We start from the raw sequence: 12,061 nt of genomic DNA, 5'->3' as shown, positions 1-12,061 counted from the left end.
AGCGAGCGCTTCCTCAATATTTGACGCGGGCATAGTAGGTCTTCTCCGCCGCGGCGCGCGCTTGGCCCAGGGTATGGATGCCCATGCCGGCCAAAAGCGGCAGCATGCGCAGGAACACCTCGGCGGTGACGATCGCATCGCCGAGCGCGGTGTGGCGGCCGATGATCTTGATGCCGAGCCGTTCGGCGATCGCTTCGAGTTTGTGCGACTCCTGGTTCGGATGGATCACCGCCGACAATAGCAGCGTATCGAGCACCGGATGCGTAAAGCGCAAGCCAAGTTTCTCTTCCTTCAATTGCAGGAAACGCATGTCGAAGGCGGCGTTGTGCGCGACCAGGACGGTTCCCTCGCAGAAGCGGTGGAACTGAGGCAGGACGGTGGCGATGGTCGGCTGGCCGCGCACCATCTCTTCGGTGATGCCGTGGATCGGAATGCTCTCGGGGCGCAACGGACGCTGCGGATCGATGAGCTGGTCGACGTTCTCGTGGCGCAACAACCGGCCATTGACGATACGCACCGCGCCGATCTGGATGATCTCGTCACCCGCGGAGGGCTCGATGCCCGTGGTCTCGGTATCGAAGACCGTGTAGGTGAGCGCCGCAAGGGGCATATCGTCGCTGGTACGATCCTCGCCGGCGCGATGGAACAGATCGAAATCGTAGAACTCCGGCCGGCTCTCGACCTGGATCAGCGCGACGCCATCGCTGCTTTCCTGCTCCCTGGCAGCCGGAATCTCGATGCGGAAAAAAGATTGCTGGATCGCCGCGCTGCGGCCACAGGAGAGCTGGCCGCCATGGCGGTCGGTGACGTCACGCAACGTGAGCGGTGTGGTTTCCCCGGCGATGGTCATCGGTTCGAGTTGCCAACCCAGCAGCGTTTCGGTCGATACCGCGGTGCCGGCCCAATGCAGCTCCAGCCGTGCCATACGCCCGGCGCGGGCGAGCCGCAGACGCACCAGCCTGACAGCGAAACTTTCAGTGAGCTTCGCGGCGAGGAAGGTCACCGCCTGGGTGAGCGAATAACTATCGACGCGAACCCAGAGATCATCCGCCACGTCGTCGATCTTCGCCGTGAGTCCAAGCCGCTTTTCGATGCGTCGACCGACCGCCGTCATCAGATCGGCACCCAGCATGTCTTCTAGCGGCCAGCGGCCGATCAGCGTGTTCGCATATTCCTGGGCGGACTGGTTGAGCCGCACGGCGAGGATCTGGATCTCGTCCTCGATGGCATCGGCAATGGCTTCGACCTCGTCGATCGCAACACAGCCGCGCAGTCCTTGCAAACTGGCGCGGATTCCAGTGAGCGCCGCGCGCGTGTCGTCGGTCAGCGCCTGTACGGTGCGGTCACAGTGCGTCCCGCTTTCGAGCTGCTTGGTGATGTTTTCCATCACCAGCACATAGCCGGCAATGCTGCGCTGCACCTCTTTTTCTTTTGCTTCATCCGGAGCAGCGGCAGAGGACAGGACCGGCGCCATTTGCACGCGGATCAGCTGTCCGGCGCGGGTCGTCGTGATGAAGTGGGCGAGCGGCCGGCTGCCCGCGCGTTCCAGGCGATGTTGCAGGGATTCCAACGCATGGCCGATCAGCGAATGGTCGAACACCCCGTAGATCGAACGCCCCAGACCGATCACGCCGCCACCGGCATGGCCATCCGGTACCAGCGCTTTCACCTGCAGGCGGGCATGATTGTTGTAAAGCAGGATGCGGCCGTCGAGATTGCAGACCAGCACCGGCATTGGCAGATCGGCGACCAATGCGGCAAGCCGGTTTCTTTCCTCCTCGGTGGCCGCCTTGGCGGCCGCGATGCGCGCCTCGACATCGGTCTGCAGGGCGTCACGCGCATCGGCCAGCGCATTCGCGGCCTCGGCCAATGCCCGGATTTCCGGCGCGCCGGTGGGTGGAATACGGTAGGCACGGTTGGCCTCGATCATCAGCCGCATCTTCTCGGCAAGCGCCGACAGGCCGAGCACATATTGCTTGAAAAAGAGCCGCAACCCATTGACGGCGAGCAACAGCGCGAGCAAGCCGAGCATCGCACCGATCGGCAACCAGCGATTGAGCATGACGAGAAAAGCGGCGCGCTCATCGCCCTGCAACTCGTGAAGGGCGATCGCCATCGTCAGCGCCACTGGCGCGGTCATCACCAACAGCAGAATGACCACGGCCAGAATGAAGCGGGCTTTTGCGCTCATCGACGCTGCGTGCCTCGGCTGAAGGATTGGTGCTGGTGCCGGCAACCGGATTCGAACTGGTGACCTACCGCTTACAAGGCGGTTGCTCTACCGACTGAGCTATGCCGGCACGCTGTGCAGCGGATTATAAACGGAGCCTCGCGTGTATCTTAAAATGCAAGCTTTGATCTGCGTTCTTCCCCATGCAACCAGTCTCGTCGCACCGCGACATCGCCTTGCGTCTTCTGCTGCTGTGCGACTCGCCGGCACTGATCGACGCCTTGCGCAGCAGTTGGCAATGGGAAGGGCCCACCCCGGAATTTTCCGCGGTGAGCGGATTACCCGCGCTACGCTCGGCGCTGCGCTCCGGGTCCTGGGATGCGGTACTGCATTGCCTCAATCATGCCGGCTGTACTCCAGTCGCCGCGCTGAGGACGTTGCGCGATCGCGGTCTCGAAACGCCGTTGATCGTCGTCGCGGAACCGGCCGACCAGCGTACCGCGATGAAGGCGCTGCGCTGCGGCATTCATGACATCGTCTTCACCGATCGACTCGAACGTCTGCCTGCCGCCGTCGAGCGAGAGGTCCGCGAAGCCGGCCAGCGCGCCGACCATCGCGCCGCGCTGGAAATGTTGCACGACAGCGAGACCCGCTTTCGGGCGCTGGCCAGCAATCTGCCCGGCTTGGTGTTCAACCTGCAACGCGATCCGGCAGGGCGTTTCCGTTTCCTCTATGTCAGCGAAGGCAGCACGCGCCTGCTCGGCATCGCCCCGCACGAACTGCGCGGCATTACGGAGCGTTTTTTCGCCTGTCTTCTGCCCGCCGATCAGCAAACCCTGATCGCGGCACTCGAGGAATCCGCCCAGTCAGGCAACCCACTGTCATGGGAAGGTCGCCTCAGGGACGGCGTCCGCTGGATCGACATGCGTTCGCTGCCTCATCGTGGCGACGAAGGCACGGTGCAATGGACCGGAATCGCGACCGACATCACGCGCACCAAGAACACCGAAGCCGCGCTACGCGAATCACGCGCCCAGCTGGCCGCTCTGTCGTTCCACCTCGAAGCCGCCAAGGAAGAGGAACGCGAACGCATCGCCCGCGACATCCATGACGAGCTCGGTAGCATCCTCGTGCGTCTCAAGATCGAAGCGGCGCTCCTGGCCAGCAAGCTGCCTGTCGAGCTCGCCGACAAGGCGCGTTCGATCGAGAATCTGCTCGACCAGGCGATGAGCACCGCCAGCCGGGTCGCCCGGCAGCTGCGCCCCGGGATCCTGAAGGAATTCGGACTCGCCGCCGCGATCGAGTGCCAGGCCGAAGACTTCATGCACAGCACCGGCATCACCTGCCGCGCTCAATGCGACGACGGCATCGAGGTGGATCCCGAAACCTCGCTGGCCCTGTTTCGCATCACCCAGGAAGCACTGACGAACATCGCCAAGCATGCGCACGCATCGCTGGTTGCCGTGCGCTTGAGACGCGAAAACGGTAATATCGTGCTCGAGATTCGCGACAACGGTCGCGGCATCGCCGAGTGCGACCTCGACAAGCCCAAATCCTTCGGCCTGCGCGGCATCCGTGAGCGGGTGCAGAGCCTCGATGGCAGCTTCCATATCGCCAGCGCGGAACAAGGTGGCACGCTGCTGATCCTGAAAGTGCCGGAGCGACACGGCGATGTCGTCGCTGCAGGCGAGGCCGAACCCGTCATCCAGCCCGATCTGTTCTGAAATGGCAGAAAAAATCCGTGTCCTGATCGCCGACGACCACGCCATCGTGCGTCAGGGGTTCAAGCAGATCTTTTCCGAAACCGAAGACCTCGTCGTCGCCGGCGAGGCCGACGACGGCGTCGATGCGTTGCAGATCGCCCGGCAGAACGAATGGGACGTGTTCCTGCTCGACATCTCGATGCCCAACCGCAACGGCATCGACACGCTGAAACAGCTCAAGCGTGAGTTTCCCAAGCAACCGGTGCTGATCCTCAGCATGCACCCCGAGGAGCAGTATGCGTTGCGCGCGCTGAAAGCCGGCGCCTCGGGGTATCTGACCAAGCAAAGCGCTCCGGATCAGCTCGTCACCGCGATCCGTCAGGTCGCGCGCGGCAAGAAATACGTCAGCCCGGGCGTGGCTCAGCAGCTCGCCGAAGCGATTGCTGAAGACACCGAAAAGCTACCGCACGAGCGCATCACCGATCGCGAATATCAGGTGCTGGTGATGATCGCCCAAGGCAAGCCATTGACACAGATCGCCGACGAACTGAATCTGGGCGTCGCCACGGTCAGCACTTATCGAGCGCGTCTGTTGGAAAAAATGGGGCTGAAGAGCACCGCCGAGCTGATCCACTACGGCCTGCGGCACGGGCTCGTCGACTAATCTTTTCTCTTCGCGGCCATGACGCCCTTCGAAATCGCCCGCGAAACCCTCAAACGGCTCGCCCAGCAACGCATCATGCCGACGCCCGACAACTATCGGGCGCTCTATCACGAAATCGCCGGCACCACCGCCCAGGAGCCCTTCCCGGAGAAATCGCTGAAAAAGCTGCTCTCCGGCTTGCCCCGCACGGCACCGGAACAGCTGCGCTTCGCGCGCCAGATCGAAAAGGCGATCGGCGAAAACGACTGGGAAGCCGTGCGCACGGCGCTCACCGAGCTGTTGGCGAAATCCGCGGAAGAACCACCGGACTGGTCCGGGTTGATCCGCGAGCTGATCCTGAGGCTGGAGATGCGCCAGGCCGAGCTCACGCCGGCGCGCAAGCGCGAAGCGCTCGAACACGTGTTGAGCGCCACATCCTCGCCCGAGCTGCTCTATGGCCGCCTCCAGGGGCTAATGAAAAGCTGGTCGCAAGCCAGCGCGCTCGAAATTGCCACCGCCGACTCCGCTGTCGAGGCCGAGAGTGCCGGTGCACCAGCGCCGACTTTGGCCGGCAGCGCCACCTCTTCCACCCTCGGCAAGGCGACGATCGAGCTGCTCGAGCTGCTCGCGCAGCTCATCGAGACCACGATCGCGCTGATCATCGGCGAGAACACCGAACTGTCTTCCGAAGCGCAAAAGCTGGTCGCTGCGGCGCGGAGTGCGCACAGCAACGACGACGTCGCCAAGCTCGTCGCCACGCTGAAGCGCTTTGCCTACCGGCTGCATTTCGTCGCCGAGGATCAGAACGAGGTTCGCGCCGCCTTGCTCCACCTGCTGCATCTCATCATCGACAATATCGGCGAGCTGGTGATCGATGACCGCTGGCTGCATGGCCAGATCGCGACGGTGCTCGATCTCGTCAGCCAGCCGCTTGATCTGCGCCGTCTCGATGAAGTCGAGCGTCGCATGAAAGAGGTCATCTTCAAGCAAAGCGCGCTGAAAAAGAGCCTGATCGACGCTCAGGAACAGCTCAAGGCCATGCTCGCCACGTTCGTGGACCGCCTGGCCGATTTTTCCTCCTCGACCGGCAGCTATCACGACAAACTCGAACATTATGCCGAGAAGATCAGCCAGGCCAGCGACATCACCGAGCTGACGCAGGTCCTCGACGCGGTGATGAGCGAAACCCGTGCCGTCCAGCTCGATGCCCAGCGCACCCATGACGAGCTGCAGTCGATGCGGCAGAGAGTCGCGGCGGCCGAACAGGAGGTGCAACGTCTGCAACAGGAGCTTGCTCGGGCGAGCGAGCTGGTGCGCCACGATCCGCTCACCGGCGCCCTCAATCGCAAAGGCATGGACGAGGCGATCGAAACCGAGGCTTCACGCGCCAAGCGCCACGGCAGCCCGCTTTGCCTGGCGCTGCTCGACATCGACAATTTCAAGAAACTCAACGATAGCCTGGGGCACGCTGCCGGCGATGCCGCGCTGGTGCATCTGGCCAAGGTCGTCGGCGAAACGATTCGTCCCTCAGACACGCTGGCGCGCTACGGCGGCGAGGAATTCGTGATCCTGCTGCCCAACACACCGCTGGAGGATGCCGTCACGGCGATGCAGCGCGTGCAGCGCGAACTGACGCGCCACTTCTTCCTGCACGACAACCAGAAGGTGCTGATCACCTTCAGTTGTGGCGTCGCCGAGCTCGGCCCCGACGAATCGCCTGAAGCCGCGTTGCAGCGCGCCGATGCAGCGATGTATCTCGCCAAGCGTGCTGGCAAGAACCGCGTGATGGCTGCCTGAAAATTCGATCATGGTTATTGACGCCGATGGCCGGTTTCTTGCATAATGGCGGGACTGACGCGGGGTGGAGCAGTCTGGCAGCTCGTCGGGCTCATAACCCGAAGGTCGCAAGTTCAAATCTTGCCCCCGCAACCAAACACAATGAGGCCAACTACTTAGCGGTGGTTGGCCTTATTTTTTTCGTATCCGACATGGAGAGCGCTTCGATGGATATCGCCAAAATCGCCCAGACGCGTCATACCTGCAAGGCCTTCGACCCCAGCCGCAAGATTCCGGCCGGAGAGGTCGAACAGATCAGAACCCTGCTGCGCTTCGCCCCTTCCTCGGTGAATTCGCAGCCCTGGCATTTCATCATTGCCGCCACCGATGCCGCCAAGGCGACCATCGCCAAGGCGACGGAACATCCGATGTATGCCGCCAATGGCCAGAAGATCATGGCCGCCTCGCATGTCGTGGTGTTCTGCGCGCGCACCACACTGGAGGATGCCCACCTCGTCGAAGTCACCGAGCAGGAAGCGCGTGATGGCCGCTTTGCGAACGCGGACGCCCAAGCCCTGCAGCTGAAGAGCCGCCGGTTCTATGCCGGCCTGCACCGTTTCGACCTGAAAGACACCCAACATTGGATGGAAAAACAGGTTTATCTGGCGCTCGGCACCCTCCTCTTCGGTGCTGCGGCGCTGGGCATCGATGCGACCCCGATCGAAGGCTTCGACAGCCGCATTCTCAACGACGTGCTCGGGCTGCGTGAAAAGGGGCTCACCAGCGTCGTGCTCGCCGCGCTCGGCTATCGCAGCGCGGAGGATTTCAACGCCCGCCTGCCCAAGTCGCGGCTACCCGCGGCGACGGTGATTTCCGAGCTTTGACGGCACCCTCTATGAGCCTGCGACTCACCTGCGCTGCCGGCGCCAAGGATATTCCTCGACCTTGCCATCGGCGATCTGGTAGCCCGCGGCGCCCTCGGCCGTCGTCACTGCGACGGTCTTCAGTGTGCCGGTGACATAGACCGGAAAAATCGCCATTTCCGGGGCAACGGGTGTTTTCGGCAGCACATGGATGATCTGATTCGCGGGAGGCGGCGGGGTATGGATGCAAGCGCCGTAATAGGGCACGAGCAGGAATTCACTCACCCCCTTGTCGTTGCGCTCGAGTGTGACGACGAAACCGGCGATGCGCACGCGCTTGCCATCGAGCGATTTGACCACCGGCGCCTTGTCCAGATCCTGCCTGAGCTTGTCGAGCAGCGCACTGGCCTTCGGGTCGTTATCAGAGAGCGCGGCAAGATCGATACCGTCGAGCGCCTTCTTTGGATTCCAGTCCGCCGGCATCAGCGCTTCCCATTCGAGCTCGACGACACCGGCCGGCAGTGATCGTGCCATTGGTGCGGCAAGCGTCTCGCCGACACGGAATTCACCCTGGGCGAAGGCTAGGCCGGACGACAAAACGGCGAGGCCAAGGCCCCGCCGCAATGCGCCCCGCCAATCAGCGCGGCAGTTCTTCAAAGACATTGGTCCAGACGTTCAACACCTGCGAGCCACCGGGCGCATTGCCGGTCTTGATCTCCTTGACGACGGTCAGCGTTTGCATGTCGAGCTTGTGCAGGTTGCCATCGCCGGCATTCGACAGATAGCCGTAACGACTATCCGGCGTGAAGGCGATATGGCCCATGCGGCCCTTGCCGACAGCCAGATCTTTGACGACCTTGAAGCCCTGTGTATTGTCGATGATCGACACCCAGTTGTTGCCGTAGTTGGTGACCACGGCGTACTTGCCGTCCGGCGTGTTGTAGGTGTGGCCGATGCCGGTCGAGACGGTCTCGGTGCGCTTGACGAACTTCTTGGTCGCCGCGTCGAACACGGCGACCTCGGTGCCTTCGAGCTTGCTGCCTGGCCCACGGTTCAGGATGAAGAAATACTTGCCGTCCTGCGAGAAATTGCCATGATGACCCTCGATCACGCCCTGGCCAATGAGTGGCATCTTGATCTGGGCGATCTGCTCGAAGCTGCCGATGCCATAGACCAGCGCGCCGGGATAGTTCTTGTCGCGATCCTTGCCTTCGACGACCACCCAGACTTCTGTGCCATCGGGGCTCGGCACGACGTAGTGCGGCTTGGACGGCACCTTGATCTTTTTGACCGACCAGTCGGTGGTGTCGATGATCACGAAATGGTCATCGACGCGATCGACGGTGAAGGCATAGCGCGAGTCGTAGCTCCAGGCATTGTGCATCGAGGTCGGCCCCTTGGCTTGACCGGTGACGGCGAGCTCGACGTTCTTGACGACCTTGTCGCTCGCGGTGTCGATGAAAGCGACGCGCAGTTTGCCGTCATCGAGCCCCCAGTGGTTGACCATCACCAGCTTGCCATTCGGGCTGACCACCGGATGTTTGGGCCGGTTGCCGGTTTTGATCTTCGCCACGACCGCGCGCTTGTCCAGATCGATCACGGTCACCGTGTCCTTGCCCTCGCCTTCGGCGCCGACATAGACCTTGCGGCCATCCGGTGTAGTGTCGCCCAGGCCGGCGCTCTTCTCGGTGTCGAGCGTAGCGACGACGCTGTCGGTGGCCGGATCGACGAGATAAGCCTTGCCGTTGCCGCCGTGCAGATGGACGATCACATTCGGCCACTTGACGTCGGCGCGCTTGGGCGCGCTGGCGGTGGTGGCGCAGCCCGCAAGGGCAAAGGCCGCCGCAAGGGCGGTGACGATCAGCTTCTTGTTGGTATGCACGTTTCCTCCTCCTGTGAATGAAACATGAGATCGAGCAGATATCAATTTTCTTGATATCACCATCGACTATACCGAAATTCGACGCTGGTGGCACGGCAAGCGAGATTTCTAGCCAGCGGAGCCTAGATACGCATTGCCGCGGTGCCATTTCCCCGGGCGGATCGCTCAAGTCACGCGCGGCAGCTGATCCCAGCGCGTCGTATAGCCGGGGCTCAGCCGCTCGCGCTTCATTTGCCAGCATGCATCGCCTCGACCCGTGGCCGCGGAACGTAGCGTTCCCCGCCCCCAGATCGCATTGATGCGGTCCATCGCCTGCATCAGCCGCCTATTGTCACGCGGAGCGGCGAACAGATCCTGCGGCTGTGCGGCCGCAGGGCTCAGTTCGAGCAGGGCGATGCCGGCCTTCTGATAGGCGAATCCCGGCCGATAGATGCGTTCGAGCGCCCACAGCGCCGCCCGCGTCAGCCGCAAGGTATCGTCGCTCGGCGTCGGCAACGAGACGGCAAGCGCCCCATGATATTGCGGCGCCGTTGCACTGTGCGGATTGGTGCGGATCAGCACCTGCACCATCCCGGCACATGAAGCCTGAGCGCGCAGCTTTTCCGCCGCGATCGCGACGTGACTGGCAACGGCCTCCCGCAACGCGGCAAGCTCGGTCACATAACGGCCGAAAGAGCGCGAGGAGATGATCTGCTGCTTGTTCGCTGCCACCTCTTCGAGCGCAAGACAGGGAATCTCGTTGAGCTCGCGCTGGATGCGCTCAAGCACCACCGAGAAGCGGGTGCGCAGCATCGCCGTGTCGGCGCGACGCAGCGCTTCGACGCTGGAAATGCCGATTTCCGTCAGCTGCCGCGCCAGCCGCGGCCCGACACCCCACACTTCGCCCACCGGAAGGGCCGAAAAAAGCCCGGACAGCGCCTCTGCGGGCAGCGCCGTGAAATCGCAGACACCGTCGCTACCGGCCAGCCGTTTCTTCGCGCAATGATTGGCCAGCTTGGCCAAGGTCTTGGTGGCGCCGATGCCGACACAGACGGGCAGACCAAGCCACTGCCCGACCCGCCGGCGGATCGCCTGACCGTACCCGTAGCGGTCTTTCCCGACGATGCCGTCGAGAACCAAGAAACATTCGTCGATGCTGTAAATCTCCTGGAGCGGGGAAAAGGCAGCGAGCACCGCCATCATGCGGTTGCTCATGTCGGCATACAGCGCGTAATTGCTGGAGAGCGCAACGATGCCGTGGCGCCGCGCGAGATCGCGCAACTGGAACCACGGCGCGCCCATCTTCACGCCGAGCGCCTTCGCCTCGTCGCTGCGCGATACGACACAGCCGTCGTTGTTGGACAGGACGACGACGGGCCGGCCGGCGAGCTTCGGGTCGAACACCCGTTCGCAGGAGACATAGAAGTTGTTGCCATCGACGAGCGCGAACGTCATCGTTCAGAGTTTGTGGATGCTCCAGCGCACCACTCCCCATACCTGTAACTCCTGCCCTTCCTCGACGAGGATGTCGCGGTGGCCCGGTGCGCCGGAGCGCAGCAGCACGCCATCGGGCAACCGGCAAAACTGCTTGACGACGAACTCGCCATCGACGACGGCAACGACGATGCTGCGGTCGGCAAGATCGAGCGCGCGGTCGACTACCAAGAGGTCGCCATCGTGAATGCCGAAACCGGTCATCGAATTCCCGCTGACGCGCACGAAAAACGTCGCTTCTCTGTGACTGATGAGATGCTCGTCGAGACTGAGTCGCATCTCGAAATAATCCGCAGCCGGCGACGGAAAACCCGCAGGTACCGCCCGATCGAGCAAGGGCTGACCCGGCGGCAGGATCACGCCGGTTTCGGCAGACAGACGGGGCATGTCAGGACCGATAGCGCCGGACGAGACCGGTGACCACACCGAAAATTTCCAGTTCACCTCGGGGGCGAATCACCGGATAGGCCGGATTGTGCGGCTTGAGGACGAAACGGCCCTGCTCCAGCGCGAGCTCCTTGAGTGTGAACTCGTTATCGACGATGGCGACGACGAAGTCCCCAGCCTTCGCGGCCTTGGTGCGTTCGACGACGACGATGTCGCCATCGTAGATGCCGGCATCACACATCGAATCGCCCTTCACCGGCACCATCACGGTTCGCGAGGGCTGACGCACCAGATAGCGATCGACGAGGAAAAGCTCCCCCTGGCCGCCTTCGATCATGTCCGGCGCACCGGCGCGTACCGCAGCCTCGGCCAGCGGACGCTCGAAAAAGCGCTCGGCAGGTACCCAGGTGGCATCATCGGGCGCACGCTCGAAAAACCCGGCGGCCGCCAGACGATCCATCAGCTTGCTGGCCGCCGCCTTCGAGGCGAAGCCCATCAATTCGGCAATACGCTGAAACGAGGGAATGTGCCGGTTCTCGGCGTAATAATCGCGCAGCCGGTCGAGATAATCGGCATCGCGAGCAGGATTGGCAGCAGGCATGACACGCTCCCCTGAACGAACGTTCTCTACTTTAGAGAACGTTCGTTCGCTTGTCAACGGGGAGGCGGCGGGGGCGGATTTCCCGGTGGCGGAGGCGGCAGAGCAGTGGCCGGCGGTGCCGCAGTGTAGCCTGACATGCTCACCGGCACGCGATGGCCGCGGGCATACATGCATTGCACATAGGCGTGATCATATTGACGCTGACTGCCATATACCGCGCCACGTGAGGCTTCGGCACCCGAAGCGCTGCCGACGATCAGCCCCATGCCGGCACCGACGCCGGCCGCGTCGCGACCACCGATCGCGGCACCCGCCACGGCGCCGATCGCCGTACCGATGGCGGCATTCTGGATGGCTGCCGAGCTGGCGACCTGCTCGCGTGACCGGCCGCCGATCTGCTGGAAAGCATAGTCACGGCAATAGACATCGTCGACGCGAAACTCGTCGAACGTTCGTCCCGTGCCAGGCAGGACCATCACGCTCGGCGCGGTCGGCACGCTGGCACAGCCGGCGATCGCCAGCCCGGCCAACAATAGCGGTAGTACTTTTTTCCTTGGGGTCAT

General features: G+C 62.9%; 11 protein-coding genes and 2 tRNA genes. 5 read left to right on the top strand and 8 right to left on the bottom strand.

The features are described 5' to 3' along the window. Nucleotides 1-13 precede the first annotated feature (13 nt). Both EL335_RS04870 and EL335_RS04865 read right to left on the bottom strand, forming a co-directional pair. Nucleotides 14-2,191 carry an exonuclease domain-containing protein gene (locus tag EL335_RS04870; RefSeq protein ID WP_126444641.1) on the bottom strand — a complete coding sequence of 726 codons (2,178 nt, stop codon included), beginning with the start codon at nt 2,189-2,191 and terminating at the stop codon, nt 14-16. Between the two features lie 33 nt (nt 2,192-2,224). Continuing rightward, a tRNA-Thr gene (locus tag EL335_RS04865) sits at nt 2,225-2,300 on the bottom strand. A 73-nt stretch (nt 2,301-2,373) separates the two neighbouring features. Between EL335_RS04865 and EL335_RS04860 the strand changes: the two genes are divergently transcribed. From EL335_RS04860 to nfsB, 5 genes are all read left to right on the top strand, one after another. Continuing rightward, nucleotides 2,374-3,894 carry a hybrid sensor histidine kinase/response regulator gene (locus tag EL335_RS04860; RefSeq protein WP_126444639.1) on the top strand — a complete coding sequence of 507 codons (1,521 nt, stop codon included), beginning with the start codon at nt 2,374-2,376 and terminating at the stop codon, nt 3,892-3,894. Nucleotide 3,895: 1 nt separating this feature from the next. Further along, entirely contained in the window at nt 3,896-4,537 is a 642-nt protein-coding gene (locus EL335_RS04855) for a response regulator (protein ID WP_126444637.1), read from the top strand. 18 nt (nt 4,538-4,555) lie between these two features. Next, entirely contained in the window at nt 4,556-6,313 is a 1,758-nt protein-coding gene (locus EL335_RS04850) for a GGDEF domain-containing protein (protein ID WP_126444631.1), read from the top strand. A gap of 58 nt (nt 6,314-6,371) precedes the next feature. Then, nucleotides 6,372-6,448, top strand: a tRNA-Met gene (locus EL335_RS04845). A gap of 71 nt (nt 6,449-6,519) precedes the next feature. After that, nucleotides 6,520-7,176 carry an oxygen-insensitive NAD(P)H nitroreductase gene (nfsB, locus tag EL335_RS04840; protein WP_172600034.1) on the top strand — a complete coding sequence of 219 codons (657 nt, stop codon included), beginning with the start codon at nt 6,520-6,522 and terminating at the stop codon, nt 7,174-7,176. A 24-nt stretch (nt 7,177-7,200) separates the two neighbouring features. Here the strand turns inward: nfsB and EL335_RS04835 are convergent, their stop codons facing one another. The 6 genes from EL335_RS04835 to EL335_RS04810 all read right to left on the bottom strand — a co-directional run bounded on the left by EL335_RS04835 (nt 7,201) and on the right by EL335_RS04810 (nt 12,061). Next, nucleotides 7,201-7,818: a DUF3299 domain-containing protein gene (locus EL335_RS04835; protein ID WP_126444627.1), complete on the bottom strand. Its 618-nt coding sequence runs from the start codon at nt 7,816-7,818 to the stop codon at nt 7,201-7,203. Further along, nucleotides 7,793-9,037 carry a cytochrome D1 domain-containing protein gene (locus tag EL335_RS04830; RefSeq protein ID WP_284155453.1) on the bottom strand — a complete coding sequence of 415 codons (1,245 nt, stop codon included), beginning with the start codon at nt 9,035-9,037 and terminating at the stop codon, nt 7,793-7,795. The genes EL335_RS04835 and EL335_RS04830 overlap by 26 nt, the downstream gene beginning before the upstream one ends. A 165-nt stretch (nt 9,038-9,202) precedes the next feature. Then, nucleotides 9,203-10,471, bottom strand: a complete 1,269-nt coding sequence (locus EL335_RS04825; protein WP_126444623.1) for a Y-family DNA polymerase — start codon at nt 10,469-10,471, stop codon at nt 9,203-9,205. 3 nt (nt 10,472-10,474) lie between these two features. Next, nucleotides 10,475-10,897 (bottom strand): LexA family protein, encoded by a 423-nt coding sequence (locus EL335_RS04820; RefSeq protein WP_126444621.1) that lies wholly within the window; start codon nt 10,895-10,897, stop codon nt 10,475-10,477. A gap of 1 nt (nt 10,898) precedes the next feature. Further along, the gene (locus EL335_RS04815; protein WP_126444619.1) at nt 10,899-11,498 is read right to left on the bottom strand and encodes a LexA family protein; all 600 of its coding nucleotides are present in this window, start codon (nt 11,496-11,498) and stop codon (nt 10,899-10,901) included. A gap of 53 nt (nt 11,499-11,551) precedes the next feature. Continuing rightward, entirely contained in the window at nt 11,552-12,061 is a 510-nt protein-coding gene (locus tag EL335_RS04810; protein WP_126444617.1) for a hypothetical protein, read from the bottom strand.

It is taken from the genome of Sulfuricystis multivorans, assembly GCF_003966565.1.
Taxonomy (GTDB): domain Bacteria; phylum Pseudomonadota; class Gammaproteobacteria; order Burkholderiales; family Rhodocyclaceae; genus Sulfuricystis; species Sulfuricystis multivorans.
Note: the sequence above shows the minus strand (reverse complement) of the source record. Positions and strands in the feature narration are given on the sequence as shown.